Here is an 18,365-nt window from a genome sequence, read left to right as displayed (position 1 = left end):
TCCCTGTGTCCCAAGGAGTACAATACCAGAATTTTTTTGGCTTGGTTTTTGCCGTTAGTTCTCGTATTTCAGCATTTGTTTCATTATACACAAATCTTGCCCATGATTCATCCCTCCGATAAATCGGGGGACTTCTTACGGAAGAAAGTTAAAATAATACCTAGAAGGTAGATAAAACTTTTATGAGTTTAACCCATGAGCGAACCAATTACCGTTACGACAGACCTGAGTAAAATTCTAGATCGTATTGATGGAAATCTTAACGACTTTCGCAAGGAGACGAATCAGAAACTAGAAAAAATAGCAGAGAGACTTACTAAAATAGAGGTAGCACAAGCTCGATTAGAATCTGATGTGAGTACCTTAAAAGAAGATGTCAAAGAAATTAAGGGTTCTAGTAAAGCGCAAATTTGGACATTAATCGGAATTTTGGGAACGGCAGTTATAGGAACAGTGATTCGCTTTGTTATTACTGCATTTCCAAGTAATCCTTGACTTTTGAAAAGGCGATCGCACAAATGGCAAGAGGGGCGATCGCTGATTTAAAATAGATTAGCTTTAATAATGACATCAAACCGTAATTGGAGAAAAGATCAACAACTTACATTCTATGAAATTCCTAAACTAAAACAAAGTGGTATGGATATGAATACAATACAAGATGAAATAGACCTAGAAATTGTCAAGAGAGATGTCAATCATATACAGGCTGAAATGCGCCAACTTCGTAATCAGCAATTTCTAATTACTACTGCTGGTTTAACTATATTCGGTGTTGTCACAAGCTGGATCATTAAAGCAGATTCACCACTGTCAGGGACAAAAGATGTTAGGTCTGTACACTTCTTACTAGAATCCTTGTTGCTAACTATACTTTTTATCTTGTTCTTGTGGTCACAACAATTAAAAAATTTGCTCGCTACATTGGCAGCTTATTTGCGAACAAGAGGTTGGTCTTATTGGGAGGTTGATTACAAAAAGTATACAAAAGATAATCCTTACATAAGCCAAACGAGATTAGTAAGTATTGTATTTCTTGTTTTAGGACTATTATCTTTTTTGTTCTGTTTTTTGAATGATATATCACTTCCATGGGATGAAGGAACTAAATGGGGTGAGGCTATAACCGTTGTGATCTTTGTATTGTACCTAATTTTTATTTGCGGGATGGGGTTCTGCGGGTGGTGGTTCTCAGATAAACAAGTACAACAAAGATGGGATGGAATAATTGACAAGAAAAATCCCAAGAATCAGTAATTATGTAACGTACCAACTCTGATTGATTCAAAGACGGATAAGGATAAAATAGCCGATCTTGTAGGGTGTGTTAATGAAATGTAACGCACCTAATTTATGCTTATTGATTCATTTATATAATAAAATACTAATAAATAATCAGGACAAATTAATCAAAAGTTAGATAATCTTCATAAAGATGTTACCGATTTGAAGATAGGACAAGCTCAATTAGAATCTGATGTTAATACCTTAAAAGAAGATGTCGAAGAACTTAAACAGGACTTACGCAATGACGCTTTAAAGGATTTAGTAAAGCACAAATTTGGACATTAATTGGAATTTTGGGAACGGCAGTTATAGGAACAGTGATTCGATTTGTTATTAGTGCATTTTCCGGTAATCCTTAGCTATGACCAGATCTAAGTTACAATCAGTATCATTTATTTTGATAAATTATGGAATTTGTAGCTGTAGCACTCATATCGACAATATTACTCTCCTTGGGTATGGCTGGAAGCATTGAAGCTGGCTATAGGGTGGGTAAGCACAGACTAAAAAAGTATCCAGAAAGCAAATCCGAAGGTGCTGGTGCAGTTGAGAGTTCTGTTTTTGCTATTTTAGGTTTAATTTTGGCTTTTACTTTTACGGGAACGTTATCCCGCTATGAGCATCGAGTCAAGCTGGTTTTACAAGAGGCAAACGCCATTGGTACTGCCTACCTCAGGCTTGATTTACTACCAAAGGATGCTCAAGATAAGTTGCGCCCACTTTACAGAGAGTATGTTCAATCTCGCATCAATGTATTTGAATATTATAAAGATCGGGAGCTATCTAATACTCACTTCCGCCAAAGTCTAAAATTACAAGGTCAAATCTGGGAAATTGCTAATGCTTCTGTTCTAGTAGATAAAAACCCTGGAATCATTACTCTGGTTCTAAGCTCCACCAATGACGTGATTGATATTGCCAATGAACGGCTACAAGCGACCCGTACCCATCCACCGATAATTGTTTACATTTTATTATTCACTCTTGCCCTGGCTTCAGCTTTTTTGATTGGCCAAGATATGTCCGTCAATGAAAAGAGGCCGTTATTGTATATGGTTATATTCTGCTTAACTATATCTGGAATCACTTATATCATTATTGATTTAGAAAATCCTCGACTTGGAGTGGTAAGAATTGACACAGGCGATAAGGTACTTGTAGAAACTTTAAAAAGTATACAATAAGTGCGGTCTGCTTCGCAGTGCCTTCGGCAACGCCGATCTTGTAGGGTGCGTTAATGAAATGTAACGCACCTAATTTATGCTTCTTGATTTATATGATAAGATAGTAGGCTGGTTATGGAGGTAAGGAAGTAATGACTATAGATGTTAGACAAGCGGTTAGTAGTGCGAAAAATCATTTGAATCAAATTATCGACCTTTTTGGCTATATCGATGATATAAGATTAGAAGAAATCGAACTATCATCAGACAAAAAATCTTGGTTTATTACCTTGGGTTTCCATTTATTTGATTCACCAATAGATAAGCAGAAAAATTCACTAAAAAAGGAAACAGGTATTCCTAATTTAGCTAATTTACTGAACCCAAAAGAACGAGAATATAAAGTTATTGAAATAGATGCAGAAACAGGGGAGCTTAAATCGATAAAAATCAGAGAATTATAATGGATGATATTCAGAAGCTTTTGAATAGATATCGAAATAAAGGAATCCTAATTGATACTAATATTTTATTACTTTTAATTGTAGGGTCTTCTAATCGTAAGCGAATTTCTCAATTTAAGCGAACGGAACAATTTGTACCTGAAGACTATGATTTATTAATCAAACTTGTTAATCTATTTCCTAAAATAATCACAACCCCTAATATTTTAACTGAAGTTAATAGTTTAACGAATCAAATAGGTGAACCAGAACGATCAAAATGCTTTGCTATATTTGCTCAACTCATTTCTGAAATAGAAGAATTTTCTTTATCTAGTCAAGATATTATTAAGAATAATGATAATGGATTTATCAAATTTGGATTAACCGACTGTGGAATTATAGAACTATCTAAGAATCAATATTTAGTTTTAACCGATGATTTTAAATTGTTTAATTATCTACAAAAGTTAGGGATTGATTCTATTAATTTTAATCATCTTCGAGTTTACTTATGGCAATAGTGCGGTCTGCTTCGCAGTGCCTTCGGCAACGCCGATCTTGTAGGTTGGGTTGAGGGACGAAACCCAAGGATCATAACTTTGTTTTGTATCTGATGAATAAGCGATATTGAAGAGGGTAAAATAAAGACATTGATTAAATTGAAGATTATTATGCTGACAACCTTTACTATTGCCTACACTAAAATTAGCGTCATGAAATGATCGCAGCTTATCGGCAACAAAATCAAGCCTTATCCGACGTAAAATCTGCGATCGCTTGCTACATTGAAGTATTAGGCACAGAAATATTAGAAGATACTCCAATCGCCACATATCAATAAAACTTAATTAACCAACACCAATATCAATCGAGTGTCGTTACTTTGATATCAACGATTGGGAGAGATACTAGATTTATCCCTAATCAGAGATAGAGAAATAACAATGGATCGAATCGATATTTTTTAATATTACTTTTTGTAAATAAAGTAAAAATTTACTTGACTTTCTGTCCAGATTTGGTTCCAGTATAACCCAGATGCGGTCAAGAATTAGCCTAATTTTAATTATTGTTAAGCGTCCCTAACAGAAAAGAAGCCAAAGACTTATCATCTACTATTGATGCTTTGGCCTGGAACTTAATAAAAACGGGCATATCAAGCGCAATCAAAAGAGAAGCAAAAGCTCCTATTTTTGCCCATCTTCTATTACACTGTCCTCAATAGGAAAACCCTAAAGTTTATTGTCCAGAGAGGAGAACCCTCATGACAAAAGGTCCTGAGGCGAAAGCTAAGGTCATGGTAGATAGCGATCCCGTCCCAACTTCCTTTGAGAAGTGGGGACAACCCGGACACTTCGACCGAACCTTGGCCAGAGGCCCAAAAACCACAACCTGGATTTGGAACCTCCACGCCGATGCACACGATTTTGATAGTCAAACCAGCGACTTAGAAGATGTCTCGCGGAAGATTTTCAGCGCGCACTTCGGTCATTTAGCCGTTATCTTTGTCTGGCTGAGCGGCATGTATTATCATGGCGCAAAGTTTTCTAATTACGAGTCTTGGTTAGCGAATCCCACCGCCATCAAACCCAGCGCGCAAGTGGTTTGGCCCATTGTGGGTCAAGGCATTTTGAACGGGGATATGGGAGGTGGCTTCCACGGAATCCAGATCACCTCTGGTCTGTTTTATCTGTGGAGAGCGTCAGGTTTCACCAATAGCTACCAGCTATACTGCACTGCCATTGGTGGGTTAGTCATGGCTGGCCTGATGCTGTTTGCTGGATGGTTCCATTACCACAAAAAAGCTCCCAAGCTGGAATGGTTCCAAAACGTAGAATCCATGATGAACCACCATTTATCCGTTCTTCTGGGCTGTGGCTCATTGGGATGGGCAGGTCATCAGATTCACGTTTCTATGCCCATTAATAAACTCTTAGATGCAGGGGTAGCTCCCAAAGACATCCCCTTGCCTCATGAGTTTATTCTGGAACCCAGCAAAATGGCGGAACTGTACCCCAGTTTTGCTCAAGGGCTGACCCCCTTCTTTACCCTAAATTGGGCAGCTTATTCTGACTTCCTGACCTTTAAGGGTGGCTTAAACCCCGTTACAGGCGGTCTGTGGCTATCCGACCAAGCTCATCACCACTTGGCGATCGCAGTCTTGTTCATCATTGCTGGTCATATGTACCGCACCAACTGGGGCATTGGCCATAGCATGAAGGAAATTCTCGAAGCTCATAAGGGGCCCTTCACCGGAGAAGGTCACAAAGGATTATATGAAATCCTGACCACCTCTTGGCACGCTCAGTTAGCGATTAACTTGGCACTGATGGGATCATTAAGCATCATTGTGGCGCACCATATGTATGCTATGCCTCCCTATCCTTACCAGGCAATCGACTACGGAACCCAGTTATCCCTGTTTACTCACCATGTTTGGATTGGTGGCTTCTTGATCGTCGGTGCGGGAGCGCACGGGGCAATCTTTATGGTTCGGGATTACGATCCCGCCAAGAACGTCAACAACCTGCTGGATCGGATGCTTCGTCATCGAGATGCTATTATTTCCCATCTCAACTGGGTTTGTATTTTCCTTGGCTTCCATAGCTTCGGACTGTACGTCCACAATGACACGATGCGAGCCTTCGGTCGTCCCCAAGATATGTTCTCGGACACGGGGATTCAATTGCAGCCTATCTTTGCTCAGTGGGTACAGAATATTCACACCCTGGCTCCTGGTGGCACTGCGCCCCATGCTCTAGCAACCGCTAGTTATGCCTTTGGTGGCGAAACCATTGCGGTAGCTGGCAAAGTAGCTATGATGCCTATTAGCCTGGGTACGGCTGATTTCATGGTTCACCATATCCATGCTTTCACCATCCACGTAACCGTCCTAATTCTCCTGAAAGGGGTACTTTACGCCCGTAACTCTCGTCTCGTTCCTGACAAGAGTGAACTAGGCTTCCGCTTCCCCTGTGATGGCCCTGGACGGGGTGGTACCTGTCAAGTTTCTGGTTGGGATCATGTCTTCCTAGGCTTGTTCTGGATGTACAATTCCCTATCCATTGTGATTTTCCACTTCAGTTGGAAGATGCAGTCTGATGTTTGGGGAACCGTTGACCCTGATGGTACCGTTAGTCACGTAACCGGGGGTAACTTTGCTCAAAGTGCCATTACCATTAACGGTTGGTTACGGGACTTCCTCTGGGCGCAAGCAGCCAATGTGATTAACTCCTATGGCTCAGCTTTATCGGCTTATGGCATCATGTTCTTAGCCGGTCACTTCATCTTCGCCTTCAGTTTGATGTTCCTGTTCAGCGGTCGCGGCTACTGGCAAGAACTGATCGAGTCCATTGTTTGGGCTCATAACAAGTTGAATGTTGCACCTGCTATTCAACCTCGCGCACTGAGTATTATTCAGGGTCGGGCTGTGGGTGTCGCTCACTACCTGTTAGGAGGAATTGTTACCACTTGGGCCTTCTTCCTGGCACGAAGCCTATCGATTGGCTAATCTAGGGGAAAAGGACAAATTTTCTTTGTCCTTTATCCTCTACCTTTAAAATAAAGACGGCATCCTAGCCGTTTTTCCCCTCCTGTAGTCTGTTGGCTACAAGGAATCATGACATCAGGAAATGAGCAGCAATTCTGCATGAGCCTCATTGTTTTAGAGAGGAGAATTTCCTAAAAAGCTATGGCAACTAAATTTCCCAAATTTAGCCAGGATCTCGCTCAAGATCCCACTACCCGTCGGATCTGGTATGGGATAGCCACGGCCCACGATTTTGAAACCCATGATGGAATGACTGAGGAGAATCTTTATCAAAAGATTTTTGCTTCTCATTTCGGTCACATCGCCATCATCTTTCTGTGGACCTCCGGCACCCTCTTCCACGTAGCCTGGCAAGGTAACTTCGAGCAGTGGATTAAAGATCCCCTCAACATCCGTCCCATCGCCCATGCGATCTGGGACCCTCAATTCGGTCAAGGCGCGATTGATGCCTTTACCCAAGCAGGTGCTTCCTATCCAGTTAACATCTCCTATTCTGGGGTGTACCACTGGTTCTATACCATCGGCATGAGAACCAATGGAGAACTGTATCAAGGGTCTATTTTCCTCTTGATTCTGTCTTCTTTGTTCCTGTTCGCTGGTTGGTTACACTTACAACCTAAGTTCCGTCCTAATTTAGCTTGGTTCAAAAATGCTGAATCTCGCCTCAACCACCACTTAGCTGGTTTGTTTGGGGTTAGCTCCTTAGCTTGGACGGGTCACTTGGTTCACGTTGCCATCCCCGAATCTCGCGGACAGCACGTCGGTTGGGATAACTTCCTGTCTACTCCCCCTCATCCCGCTGGGTTATTACCCTTCTTTACCGGAAATTGGGGAGTTTATGCTCAAAATCCTGATACGGCTGGCCATGTCTTTAGCACATCCGAAGGGGCTGGAACCGCTATCTTAACCTTCTTAGGTGGCTTCCATCCTCAAACCGAGTCCTTGTGGCTGACGGATATTGCCCATCACCATTTGGCGATCGCGGTAATCTTCATCATTGCGGGCCATATGTACCGCACCAACTGGGGCATTGGTCACAGCATCAAGGAAATCTTGAATGCTCACAGACCTCCCAGTGGCAAATTAGGTGACGGTCATAAGAATATGTATGACACCGTTAACAACTCTCTCCACTTCCAACTCGGTTTAGCGTTGGCTTGTTTAGGGGTTGTGACTTCCTTGGTGGCACAACATATGTATTCTTTGCCTTCCTACGCCTTTATTGCGAAGGATTACACCACTCAAGCGGCTCTCTATACCCATCACCAGTACATTGCTGGATTCTTAATGGTGGGTGCTTTTGCTCACGGCGCGATCTTCTTCGTTCGTGATTATGACCCCGAAGCTAACAAAAATAATGTGTTAGCCCGGATGTTGGAACATAAAGAGGCAATTATCTCCCACTTAAGTTGGGTGTCCTTGTTCCTCGGTTTCCACACCCTAGGGTTATATGTCCACAATGACGTAGTTGTAGCTTTCGGCACACCTGAAAAGCAAATCCTTATTGAGCCTGTGTTTGCTCAATGGATTCAAGCGGCTCATGGTAAAGCGTTATATGGATTTGACGTACTTTTGTCTAATCCTGATAGTATCGCTACCACTGCCTATCCTAACTATGCCAATGTTTGGTTACCTGGCTGGTTAGATGCCATCAACAGCGGTACTAACTCCCTGTTCTTAACCATTGGGCCTGGTGACTTCTTAGTTCACCATGCGATCGCCCTTGGGTTACATACCACTACCTTAATCTTGGTTAAGGGTGCTTTAGATGCACGGGGATCTAAATTGATGCCCGATAAGAAAGACTTCGGTTATGCCTTCCCTTGTGATGGCCCTGGCCGCGGTGGTACTTGTGATATTTCCGCTTGGGATTCTTTCTACCTTGCCATGTTCTGGATGCTCAACACATTAGGATGGTTGACGTTCTACTGGCACTGGAAGCATCTAGGGGTATGGTCTGGTAACGTTGCTCAGTTCAACGAAAACTCGACCTACTTAATGGGTTGGTTCCGGGATTATCTCTGGGCAAACTCTGCTCAGTTGATCAACGGTTATAACCCCTACGGTGTTAATAACTTATCTGTCTGGGCCTGGATGTTCCTCTTTGGACACTTGGTTTGGGCAACTGGGTTCATGTTCCTCATCTCTTGGCGTGGTTATTGGCAAGAGTTGATCGAAACTATTGTCTGGGCCCACGAACGCACACCTTTAGCGAACTTAGTTCGTTGGAAAGATAAGCCTGTGGCTCTTTCTATCGTACAAGCTCGTGTGGTTGGTTTAGCTCACTTTACGGTGGGTTATATCCTGACTTATGCGGCGTTCCTTATTGCTTCAACTGCGGGTAAGTTTGGTTAACTCTAAACCCCTCATGTTAAGTCAATAAAATAAATAAATCCCCTATCTTCGGGTAGGGGATTTTTGTTTGTTGGATTTGTTTAATTGATTACATCTCAATAAACATCTATTAATAGGAGTGGGCAATGGCCACCCTACAATTAATTTTGTTTAGGTACTTAAAACCGATATTAAAAAGGAATCGGATCTGAACCACCATTGCTAGAATCAGAATCGATCACTGTTGAACTGCTTTCTAGGCCTTCTTCTTCCTCAAAGTCGCTGGTATAAAGACTATCAGTCTTGGCGGAAGATTTTGAGGTATCAAACGGTATCACATTATCAACAGGAGCAGTGACTGAATGACTATCCAGGGGATAGATATGGGAAACGACTAATTCGGCCCGTTTTTCTTTAAATCCTTCCTTGCGTTCAAAGGTATTCATAGATAAACGGCCTTCAATAATAACGCGATCGCCTTCATGACAAGTCTCTTTCATTTGTGTAGCTAAATTTCCCCATCCCACGACTTTCAGGGTAGCAGAAGGATCTTCCGTCCGTCTTCCCTCAAATTCCACCAACATTTGAGCTACTTCCTTTTGACTATCTTGGGTATAACGTAATTCAGGACTACGAATTACCTTAGCCATTAACACAAAACTATTCATCAACTAAACTCCCAATTTTTCTCAAAAATGAACTTTTAACAGACCTTTCCTCACCCTCAACACCCATTTTTACATACTAACCATATCCCCTTGTTCTTGTTCAATAAACTTTTGTACTTTTTGACGATAAGCTTTGAGACTGTGATCAACCCATTCTCGATCATCACTGTTGGCTACAATATGAACAAGAGGTTCTCCCGCATCAGGTAAAATCAAGACCCAGTTATCATTTTGGGGATTCACAATTTTGACCCCATCAATTAACTCTAATTGTTCGGGACTATGAGTTTCCACCAAATAGCGCATTAAAGCCCCTTTAACCTTCCAGGGACAGCGTAAGGAATAGGATTTATGACAAACACGGGGTAACTCAGCTTGAATTTGTACCAGCGATCGCCCTTGAGAGGTGAGCATTTCTAACAATTTAGCAATGCTAAACATCGCATCAAATCCAGGGTGTAGCTGCGGGAAAATAAACCCGATATCCCCACTTCCCCCTAGGGAAACATTAGGATTAGTTTGGGCCGCTTCCATCAAGGCCGTAGGATTAGCTTTTGTCCGAATCACATTACCATCATGACGACGGGCAATTTGTTCTACTGCACTCGATGCTTCCACGGGAACCACTACCGTACTTCTGGGATAGGCCGTAAAAATGGTATTAACCATCAAGGCCGTTAACCATTCTCCCCTGATGGGTAATCCTGATTCATCTACCAAAATAAACTGTTCCCCATTGGCTGAAACTTGTACCCCTAAATTGGCTTTCACAGCTTCCACCACCTGGCCCAGTTGATGTAACAAAGATTCTCGTTCTTCCGTGGATATGGTCGTTTGTCGTAAACTGGCATTAAGCACAATGGCATCACAACCAAACTTAGTCAGAAGTTGCGGTAAAATTGCGCCAGACACCCCATAAACATAGTCAATGACAATTTTTGACTCGCTATTGTGAATCGCCTCAACATCTAGTTGAGTTTCAAAGGTTTGACGATAGGTTTCAATAATTTGGGCCGGATAGGACATATTACCGATATCAGGAATTCCCACCCGTCGTAAATCTTCCTTAAAATAGGCCCCCTCGATTTTCTTCTCTTGGGACTTAGAAATATTAATCCCCTGTTCATCAAAAAATTCGATCAGAATGTGATCCGGGCGATCAGGATGGGCCCGTAGATGCACCCCACCGTAAACCCCTAACTTGGGAGTCATGGTACGGGAGATAGGAATGGCAGTGGCTTCTAGGTTTTGGATATTGACCCCCACAGACATCAATCCTGCAATCAAAGAACGGCTGATCATGCGAGAAAATCCCCGTTGATCCCGTGAAACAACCACTTGTGACCCTGCTTTTAAGGTTGAACCATAGGCCGCCCCTAATTTCACGGCAAATTCTGGGGTAATATCAATATTGGCCAGGCCTGTAACCCCCCGTTGACCAAACAGATTCCGATGGGCAGTATTTCCCCAAATCAAATTGATGTTCAAGATTGCCCCCGATTCAATGCGTTTGCTCGGCCAGACGCGGACATTAGGGCTAATTTGGGCTTCTTCCCCAACAGTAGATAAGGGTCCGATAACTGCCCCTTCTAGGACTTGGGCCCGGCGATCTACCCTCGTTCCTCTGGCAATAATACAGGCAGCCAGATAACACTCATCTCCAATAGTTGCCCCATTCCAAATAATGGGACGTTTTAAGTCGGCTCCAGTTCCAATGGTGACGTTATCCCCGATCACTGTTCCTTTTTCAATGATCACCCCTGGGCCAATGCGACAATTATCTCCAATGAGGACAGGGGGTTCAATTTTAGCACTAGAATCAATATAGGTGTTTTGTCCTAACCACAGGCCAGGGGATTTTTCTTGGTAGGGGAAATCTAACTTTACCTTACTATCCAGTCCGTCATATTGCGCTTCCCGGTAAGCATCTAAATGGCCTACATCACACCAATAACCCTCGGCAATATAACCATACATGGGTTCTTCTTTGGCTAAAAGTAGGGGAAATAAATCTTTGGAAAAGTCGCTTTCTTCGTTTTCAGGGAGATATTGCAGAACTTCGGGTTCGAGAATGTAGGTTCCGGTGTTGACGGTATCGGAGAAAATTTCACTGGTGGAGGGTTTTTCCAAAAAACGGCTGATCCGTTGGTCTTTATCCGTAATAACGACCCCAAATTCTACCGGGTTGGGAACACGGGTGAGGACAAGGGTTGCTTTAGATTTTTTTTGTTTATGGAAGGCGATCGCCCCTTGTAAGTCAAAGTCTGTAATACTATCCCCACTGATCACCACAAAAGTATCATCAAGGAGTTCTTCGATATTTTTAACACAACCTGCGGTTCCTAGGGGTTGTTCATCTTCCACTGCGTAGGTCATTTCTACCCCAAAATCTCGCCCATCCTGGAAGTAGTCCCGCATGACATCAGGAAGATAATATAAGGTGGCGATAATTTCTGTAATATTATGTCGTTTCAGTAAATTTACGATATGTTCTGCAATGGGCCGATTTAAGATGGGAACCATTGGCTTAGGTAAATCGCAGGTTAATGGGCGTAACCGAGTTCCAGACCCCCCAGCCATTAGCACTGCACGCATAAATCCTCCTTAATGCTTTTTGGTGATTATTTATTATTGATCTTATTAAAGCATTGAATTGAGGTTTTTTTGGCTTTTGATAACTCTCTCATAAATCAAGCAATTAACCTATTTGTTGCCTAAGCTAAGTACAGAATGCTTTCATTGTCTTACTTTGTCCTTCGATTTTACTTGGTTTTCAATAATCAGGAATGATTTGTTTAAGGGGAAAATATGGAAATTTTAGATTTTCTTAAACTTAAATATATTGTCCCCCTTTTAATCCATTAAGTTGTAATTTTTCTTCGTCTCTAAACAAAGTTAATTATACAGGGCAGGGTAAGTATTGATTTAACAAAATGTCTGGAGGAGTTTTTCCCAAAAAATATAATGCTAACATCAAACTTGAAGGGAATTATCTGATATTCTTGCTTTTTAGACCTAATCCCCAATCAATCTAGAGGCTTCAACTATTGTAGTCTTATTGCAGTTGTGAAAACAAACCATCATAATAGGGGTTAGATGTTAAGAAGTGGTAAAAATCATTGAAGATTCCTATATAGGCTTTTTTGTATTTAAACTGTGTATCGGCTATGGCCTCCTACACCCTTTAGTCTCTCTCCTGCCTGTTTTCAAGTAATAACTCCAAAATAATCTAAAGATCCTTTAACGTTGTCTAATATTGTCTAATATTGTCTGAACTTATCTAAAATACTGAAATTTTGTTTAAAAAAAATAATGTATAAGATCTGAAGTTATACATTATCTTATACACCAGATTTCACAAATTGAGACATAATAACAACGTAAGGTTATAACTTAACCGTTTAGTGGTGGTTTTAGTATTGTGGTTAAACAGTCATCAGAAACCTTGTTATTACAATAAGAAGAGCGATTCTGAGTGAACTGTTTGCCCATTCTAGAATCCTTAGTATGCACTTTAAGGAGGTTACACTCATGTCTATTTTTAGTTTTAAACCTGGTGTTTTAGGCGCAGTTGCAGTAATTCCTTTTGCTGCAGCCGGTGTCATGACTTTTACTGCTTCTGCTGAAGCGGCTGCCATCCAAGGTGATTTTAGTTTTTCTGGCGCAGGCAGTGTTAATTTGTCACTTGATCAACTGACCTTTAATGCTCCAACCACTTTTAATCTGAGCGGTGATTCTAGTACCGGTTCTTTTGGTGGCTTCACTCAAGGTGGAGTAAAAGGCCCTCTTAGTTTCACTGGCAATAATGTTGTTGCTGGTTGGCTTGATTTCGGTAATGATTCTGCTACTATCCAAGATGGCATGAATACTTTTACAGCAACTGGTTCCAGCTTCACACTCTCCGAAATGGGTCGCTTTGTTTCCGTCGAAGTATTAACAACCGGTTTTTTCCTGAGTTCAACTGGAGAACTTTCTGAAGGTGAAGTGTTCTTCACTTTACAGAAGCGTGGAACCTTAGCTGGGTTTAACACAATACTGAACAATGGTGGCACCGTTGAAATGCTAACCTATTCTGGTAGTGGTTACGCCGTTCCCGAACCTCTTACCATGTTAGGTGCAGGTACTGCCGTTTTATTTGGTGGTGCTTTCAAACGCCAACTTAACAAAAAAGGGTCTGCCAAAGCCTAGGATTTGGAGATCGTTGAGCAAGATAATATTTCTTGAGCCTTAGACCTTGGTTTCCCTAACACTTTTCACTGTTTTTATTTTATCAAGTCTGTTATTTAGATTACTACCATGTCTCCTCTGAGTTTTATAAGAGGGGGCGTTTTTTTTGTCGGTAGTTTCAATGAACCTGTGAGAGATTGTGCCTAGGAAATTAATATTCGCAATGACAAAATTTTGATACAACCTGATGGGACACAAATCGACTTTACCAACGAATTAGTAGAATAGGGTGTTCCCAAAAGAGATCGCTTTAGCCTGTCACGCTTCCATAAACGTCAATATTCTTAACCCCTCACATCTATTTATGACATAAATGGCCGCATTTAACTATATTTGTCTTGAAACTTTACAATATACCGGATTTGCTCTGGACTAAAAAATTTATCAATTTCAGCTAAACTAGAAAATGTAAAGAAACGTAAAGAAAAATGAAAGATAAAGTTATTGTGATTGTGGGAGCAACAGGAGGCATTGGCACAACCTTAGCTCAAAAACTCGCCAGGGAGGGCAATAAGCTCATGTTAGCATCCCGTAACCCTGAAAAATTAGAGGAATTAGCTGCTCAATTATCAACCACTGCAACGGCGATCGCCATTCCTACGGATATTACCAACCCCCAGCAGGTAGAAACCCTGATGGAAAAAACCGTCAGTCATTTTGGTCAAATTGATGTCTTAGTCAATGCTGCGGGTGCAGGAGTGATGAAACAATGGAATAAAATTACCCCTGAAGATTTAGATTTGATGCTAGATTTGAATTTGAAAGGAAGTTTTTATACCACCCAAGCGGCTGCTAATATGATGAAAGAAAAACGGTCTGGTCATATTTGTAATATTGTGGGTATTTTGGGGAAGCATTCTATGGCCATGGCCTCTGCTTATTGTGCCTCTAAATATGGAGTAGTGGGGTTTAGTAAATGTTTCGCTGATGAATTAAAACGCTATGGTATTAAGATGACGCTGTTTTATTTTGGTGGTGTTGATACTGGGTTTTGGGACAATGTTAGCCTCAAAGTTGATCGCAATAAAATGTTATCTGCCCAAACTGCTGCTGAGGCTGTTTACTATGCGCTCAATGCTGAACCTCAAGCAGTACCTATGGAAATTAATATCCAACCAGATAGTCATCTCTTCTTTTAGTTGATTACGCTAAAATGTTATTAATCAAACCTTCAAATTTATAAATAATATGCGTATCGACCACGTTCATTTTTACGTAGAAGATGCGAATCAATGGAAAAATTGGTTTATCACAGTAATGGGGTTTTCTTCCATTGCCACGGGTAAAAATGATCATACTCACACAGAAATTGTAGGCAGTAGTAACCGGAGTAATTCAATCATTTTTATCCTTTCTTCTGCTTTATTAAAGAGTAGTCCCGTCGCTCAATTTTTAGAAAAACATCCTTCTGGGGTTGCTGATGTTGCTTTCAGGGTCAATAATTTAGCTACTATTATAGAAAGAGTAAAGGGTTATGGTGGGATTATTCAACAACCGATTCAAGAAAAAAAATTCTCCCAAGGTTCTTTAAAATGGAGTGAAATTATTAGTCATTCTGGGTTAGTTCATACCCTAGTTGAACGTCAGGGAAAAACCCCCATTCTTCCTGCATCTTGTATCAAAGAACATTGTGAAATATTACCTCAGCAAAGGGATTTTATAGCCATTGATCATTTAGTTTTAAATGTGTCATCTGGGGAGTTGCAAATAACCGCTAATTGGTATGAAAGTATCTTAGGATTTCAAAAAAAACAGGCTTTTACCATTGAAACTCCACAGTCTGGTTTATATTCTCAAGTCATGGTTCATCCGATGAGTGATGTTAAGATACCCATTAATGAACCGTTATCTAATAATTCTCAAATTAAAGAGTTTTTAGACATTAATAATGGCTCAGGTATTCAGCATATTGCTCTAAGAACTAATAAAATCATCCAAGTTACCAATCAATTACGATCAGCAGGACTAAAATTTTTAAAAGTACCGAATACCTACTATCAGAATTTGTTAAATAAACAATTAGATTTTCATTTCTCCACCGATGAATGGCACAATATAATGAAACAAAATATCTTATTAGATCAAGAAACAAACTTGAGAAATAATAACTTAGATATTCCTCTATTACTGCAAATTTTTACAGAACCAATTTTTGAAAACCCGACTTTCTTTTTTGAGATTATTGAACGGAGAAAACAAGCTAAAGGATTTGGTGAAGGGAATTTTAGGGCTTTATTTGAAGCTATTGAAAGAGAACAAATAAAACGAGGAAGCTTGAACATTTCTTGAGAAAAATAACTTGATAAATCAATGAATAGACAGGAAATTTATATACACAGTAATATTAAGTTATAGTTAAGCTTTTTTTAAATGTAGCTTAAATTAACCAAACTGTCTTAGCATCTCCGATTATCACCACTAATATCTTCTCTCGTCAATCAGAAAATTTAAGGAAAAGCATAAATGCACTTAGATAAATTTACAGAAATATCATGAGGCAACTAATCACTTAATTTTTGTAAACTATAACTAACCCACAAGTTGTTCTCTTTATTTCTTTCAAATTTTATGAGAAAGAGTCTTTATGCCAAAACCGAATGGTTACAAAAAATCATAAAATCAGGTAATCATTCAGGTTGTTTAAGAGTCACTCATCCTCAAGATCATTCTATCACCTGGGAATTGTATTTTCAGGGAAATAAGCTATATTATGCAACCAGTAAAACTGGCCAAAAAGATAGATTAGTCTGTCTCTGGAATTATTATATTCGAGATTTTTCACCTCCTACTTCATTATTTGGGGTAGCAGACTATGAAAAAATTACTCATTGGTGGCAGTTAAAACAATTACCCTTTTCTCAATTAAAGCATCTTATTTTTCAATTGAGTGAAGAAGCTTTAGCTCAAGTTTTAGCTATTGATAAACCGATCATTGAATTTTTGCCAGATCATCAAATTATCTCTCCCATGACTCATTTTTCTTGGGAGACAATTTTAGAAAGTGCTAACATTAGAAGTCAAGCTTGGCAACAATTATCGATTAATTCCATTACTCCCTTTAATCGACTTTATCTTAATCCTGATAAAACTTGTAAATTTTATCAATTTTGGAGAGAGCAAAAAAAATCAAAACAGCATCAAATTCCTAGAATTTCTTTTTGGTTACTTAATTTTGCTCAAAAGAAGTGTATTTATGAATTAGCCAAAGAAAGAGGAATTTTACCGTTGACTTTTTTGGAAGATTTTCATGAGCTTTTGCAAGAAAACATTATTGAGATTTTGCCCTTTACTGAAAATAACGATGATTCTTTAAATTATCAAAGTCAACTGTCATCAATTAAAACCAAAAAAAAATCATCATCTCCTCCTCTTATTGCTTGTATTGATGATAGTCGTACCGTACAGAAACATATACAAAGAACTCTAGAGTTTGCGGGTTATAAAACCTTGAGTCTAACCGATCCTACCTTGTGTTTAGCAACCTTAGGACGCTATCAACCCGTTTTGATTTTAATGGATATTAATATGCCTCAAATTAGTGGCTATGAACTCTGTCAAATCTTGCAAAAATCAAGTAAATTACGAGATATTCCTATCATAATGTTAACAGGGAGAGAAGGAATCATTGATAGAGTTAGAGCTAAATTAATTGGAGTAGATCATTACTTAACCAAACCATGTGATCCCAAAGAATTAATTGAAGTTATTCAGCATTTAGCACTTCAAAAATCAGCCAATACACCGATGCAAACTAATACTAACTATACTTTAATAAAAAATTAGATGAATCCGTATAGTTAGTATTTTCCTGAGTTTTTTATCAAAAAGGTAATTCCATGAAAACCATTTTAGTCGTTGAAGATGCTCATTCCGAAAGACAACTTATTTCTGCATTATTAACTCATGCAGGATTCACAACAGCTGTCGCTTCTAATGCAAAATTCGCTTGGGAATGGCTAGAAAATAATGCTTTTCCTGATTTAATTTTGTTAGACATTATTATGCCTGAAGAAACGGGTTTAGAACTTTGTCGAAAAATTCGTAATAATCCCCATTGGAAGAATATTCCTATTGTATTTTGTAGCTCCAAATCAGAAGATTTTGATCGGTTTTGGGCTTTACGCCAAGGGGGTAATGACTACATTACTAAACCTTTTGCTCCTCAGCATTTAATTAATACAGTTTCCCATTATGTTCAGGCTTAGATAACACCATGAAACAAGATTATTTCGGAGTAGAATTATCCCAGTCTGTTCAATTAGCACTACCGTTAGAAAATATTGGTACAGTAATACAAATTAACCCAGATAATATCTGTTTAGTTCCTGGGGTTTCTCCTTATTTATTGGGGGTTATTAATCATCAAGGATCATTACTCTGGATCTTAGATACTCATCGATTTTTAAACCTAGAATCAGACTTCTGTAGTTTCCCAAAATCCTTAACAGCAATTATTTTAAAATCCCCCATTACAGGAACTCGTAAAAAAGTTGCTTTAGTGGTCAAAAAATTGCAAGGAGTTTTAACATTAAAGACGAAATCAGAGTCATTATCATCGGATCATTTACTTTTTAAATGTCAATCTTTTCTCAAAAAAATAATGATTGAGAATAACACCCCAATTGGAGTTTTAGATTCTGAGATTATGTTTCAATTGCTGCAAACACCTATTAATCAATAATGGCAATTT

General features: G+C 39.6%; 16 protein-coding genes and 1 pseudogene. 15 read left to right on the top strand and 2 right to left on the bottom strand.

The window, feature by feature from the left end:
• Nucleotides 1-195 precede the first annotated feature (195 nt).
• From VB715_RS02975 to psaB, 9 genes and pseudogenes are all read left to right on the top strand, one after another.
• Nucleotides 196-495 (top strand): hemolysin XhlA family protein, encoded by a 300-nt coding sequence (locus tag VB715_RS02975; protein ID WP_323299696.1) that lies wholly within the window; start codon nt 196-198, stop codon nt 493-495.
• A 69-nt stretch (nt 496-564) separates the two neighbouring features.
• Nucleotides 565-1,257 carry a hypothetical protein gene (locus tag VB715_RS02970; protein WP_323299695.1) on the top strand — a complete coding sequence of 231 codons (693 nt, stop codon included), beginning with the start codon at nt 565-567 and terminating at the stop codon, nt 1,255-1,257.
• A 147-nt stretch (nt 1,258-1,404) separates the two neighbouring features.
• A pseudogene (locus tag VB715_RS02965) lies at nt 1,405-1,646 on the top strand (hypothetical protein).
• A gap of 48 nt (nt 1,647-1,694) precedes the next feature.
• Nucleotides 1,695-2,471 carry a hypothetical protein gene (locus VB715_RS02960; protein ID WP_323299694.1) on the top strand — a complete coding sequence of 259 codons (777 nt, stop codon included), beginning with the start codon at nt 1,695-1,697 and terminating at the stop codon, nt 2,469-2,471.
• 131 nt (nt 2,472-2,602) lie between these two features.
• Nucleotides 2,603-2,914 (top strand): hypothetical protein, encoded by a 312-nt coding sequence (locus VB715_RS02955; RefSeq protein ID WP_323299693.1) that lies wholly within the window; start codon nt 2,603-2,605, stop codon nt 2,912-2,914.
• On the top strand, nt 2,914-3,417 hold the full coding sequence (locus VB715_RS02950; protein ID WP_323299692.1) for a PIN domain-containing protein: 504 nt from the start codon (nt 2,914-2,916) through the stop codon (nt 3,415-3,417). The genes VB715_RS02955 and VB715_RS02950 overlap by 1 nt, the downstream gene beginning before the upstream one ends.
• Before the next feature lie 197 nt (nt 3,418-3,614).
• On the top strand, nt 3,615-3,737 hold the full coding sequence (locus VB715_RS02945) for a hypothetical protein (RefSeq protein ID WP_323299691.1): 123 nt from the start codon (nt 3,615-3,617) through the stop codon (nt 3,735-3,737).
• 423 nt (nt 3,738-4,160) lie between these two features.
• The gene (gene psaA, locus VB715_RS02940; RefSeq protein WP_323299690.1) at nt 4,161-6,407 is read left to right on the top strand and encodes a photosystem I core protein PsaA; all 2,247 of its coding nucleotides are present in this window, start codon (nt 4,161-4,163) and stop codon (nt 6,405-6,407) included.
• Nucleotides 6,408-6,587: 180 nt separating this feature from the next.
• On the top strand, nt 6,588-8,801 hold the full coding sequence (gene psaB / locus VB715_RS02935; RefSeq protein WP_323299689.1) for a photosystem I core protein PsaB: 2,214 nt from the start codon (nt 6,588-6,590) through the stop codon (nt 8,799-8,801).
• Nucleotides 8,802-8,971: 170 nt separating this feature from the next.
• Here psaB and VB715_RS02930 read toward each other — a convergent pair whose 3' ends face one another.
• Nucleotides 8,972-9,448 carry a single-stranded DNA-binding protein gene (locus VB715_RS02930; RefSeq protein WP_323299688.1) on the bottom strand — a complete coding sequence of 159 codons (477 nt, stop codon included), beginning with the start codon at nt 9,446-9,448 and terminating at the stop codon, nt 8,972-8,974.
• A gap of 69 nt (nt 9,449-9,517) precedes the next feature.
• Nucleotides 9,518-12,043: a mannose-1-phosphate guanyltransferase gene (locus VB715_RS02925; RefSeq protein WP_323299687.1), complete on the bottom strand. Its 2,526-nt coding sequence runs from the start codon at nt 12,041-12,043 to the stop codon at nt 9,518-9,520.
• Between the two features lie 936 nt (nt 12,044-12,979).
• On the opposite strand from VB715_RS02925, the gene VB715_RS02920 reads away from it, so the two are divergent.
• The 6 genes from VB715_RS02920 to VB715_RS02895 all read left to right on the top strand — a co-directional run bounded on the left by VB715_RS02920 (nt 12,980) and on the right by VB715_RS02895 (nt 18,356).
• Nucleotides 12,980-13,636: a PEP-CTERM sorting domain-containing protein gene (locus VB715_RS02920; RefSeq protein WP_323299686.1), complete on the top strand. Its 657-nt coding sequence runs from the start codon at nt 12,980-12,982 to the stop codon at nt 13,634-13,636.
• Between the two features lie 467 nt (nt 13,637-14,103).
• A complete protein-coding gene (locus VB715_RS02915; protein WP_323299685.1) occupies nt 14,104-14,814 on the top strand; it encodes an SDR family oxidoreductase in 711 nt (236 codons plus the stop codon).
• Nucleotides 14,815-14,863: 49 nt separating this feature from the next.
• Nucleotides 14,864-15,964, top strand: a complete 1,101-nt coding sequence (gene hppD, locus VB715_RS02910) for a 4-hydroxyphenylpyruvate dioxygenase (protein ID WP_323299684.1) — start codon at nt 14,864-14,866, stop codon at nt 15,962-15,964.
• 279 nt (nt 15,965-16,243) lie between these two features.
• On the top strand, nt 16,244-17,458 hold the full coding sequence (locus VB715_RS02905) for a response regulator (RefSeq protein WP_323299683.1): 1,215 nt from the start codon (nt 16,244-16,246) through the stop codon (nt 17,456-17,458).
• Nucleotides 17,459-17,511: 53 nt separating this feature from the next.
• Nucleotides 17,512-17,880, top strand: coding sequence for a response regulator (locus VB715_RS02900; protein ID WP_323299682.1), 369 nt, complete (start codon nt 17,512-17,514; stop codon nt 17,878-17,880).
• A gap of 8 nt (nt 17,881-17,888) precedes the next feature.
• Nucleotides 17,889-18,356 carry a chemotaxis protein CheW gene (locus VB715_RS02895; RefSeq protein ID WP_323299681.1) on the top strand — a complete coding sequence of 156 codons (468 nt, stop codon included), beginning with the start codon at nt 17,889-17,891 and terminating at the stop codon, nt 18,354-18,356.
• The last annotated feature ends 9 nt before the right edge of the window (nt 18,357-18,365 follow it).

Source organism: Crocosphaera sp. UHCC 0190, from assembly GCF_034932065.1.
In the GTDB taxonomy this organism is placed as follows: domain Bacteria; phylum Cyanobacteriota; class Cyanobacteriia; order Cyanobacteriales; family Microcystaceae; genus UHCC-0190.
Note: the sequence above shows the minus strand (reverse complement) of the source record. Positions and strands in the feature narration are given on the sequence as shown.

Bases quoted from the DNA above. Each gene is read 5' to 3' on its own strand.
- VB715_RS02960 (WP_323299694.1), top strand. From the start codon at position 1,695: ATGGAATTTGTAGCTGTAGCACTCATATCGACAATATTACTCTCCTTG.
- VB715_RS02905 (WP_323299683.1), top strand. From the start codon at position 16,244: ATGAGAAAGAGTCTTTATGCCAAAACCGAATGGTTACAAAAAATCATA.
- VB715_RS02930 (WP_323299688.1), bottom strand. From the start codon at position 9,448: ATGAATAGTTTTGTGTTAATGGCTAAGGTAATTCGTAGTCCTGAATTA.
- VB715_RS02955 (WP_323299693.1), top strand. From the start codon at position 2,603: ATGACTATAGATGTTAGACAAGCGGTTAGTAGTGCGAAAAATCATTTG.
- VB715_RS02915 (WP_323299685.1), top strand. From the start codon at position 14,104: ATGAAAGATAAAGTTATTGTGATTGTGGGAGCAACAGGAGGCATTGGC.
- VB715_RS02945 (WP_323299691.1), top strand. From the start codon at position 3,615: ATGATCGCAGCTTATCGGCAACAAAATCAAGCCTTATCCGACGTAAAA.
- VB715_RS02920 (WP_323299686.1), top strand. From the start codon at position 12,980: ATGTCTATTTTTAGTTTTAAACCTGGTGTTTTAGGCGCAGTTGCAGTA.
- VB715_RS02900 (WP_323299682.1), top strand. From the start codon at position 17,512: ATGAAAACCATTTTAGTCGTTGAAGATGCTCATTCCGAAAGACAACTT.
- VB715_RS02975 (WP_323299696.1), top strand. From the start codon at position 196: ATGAGCGAACCAATTACCGTTACGACAGACCTGAGTAAAATTCTAGAT.
- VB715_RS02925 (WP_323299687.1), bottom strand. From the start codon at position 12,043: ATGCGTGCAGTGCTAATGGCTGGGGGGTCTGGAACTCGGTTACGCCCA.
- hppD (WP_323299684.1), top strand. From the start codon at position 14,864: ATGCGTATCGACCACGTTCATTTTTACGTAGAAGATGCGAATCAATGG.
- VB715_RS02950 (WP_323299692.1), top strand. From the start codon at position 2,914: ATGGATGATATTCAGAAGCTTTTGAATAGATATCGAAATAAAGGAATC.
- VB715_RS02970 (WP_323299695.1), top strand. From the start codon at position 565: ATGACATCAAACCGTAATTGGAGAAAAGATCAACAACTTACATTCTAT.
- psaB (WP_323299689.1), top strand. From the start codon at position 6,588: ATGGCAACTAAATTTCCCAAATTTAGCCAGGATCTCGCTCAAGATCCC.
- VB715_RS02895 (WP_323299681.1), top strand. From the start codon at position 17,889: ATGAAACAAGATTATTTCGGAGTAGAATTATCCCAGTCTGTTCAATTA.
- psaA (WP_323299690.1), top strand. From the start codon at position 4,161: ATGACAAAAGGTCCTGAGGCGAAAGCTAAGGTCATGGTAGATAGCGAT.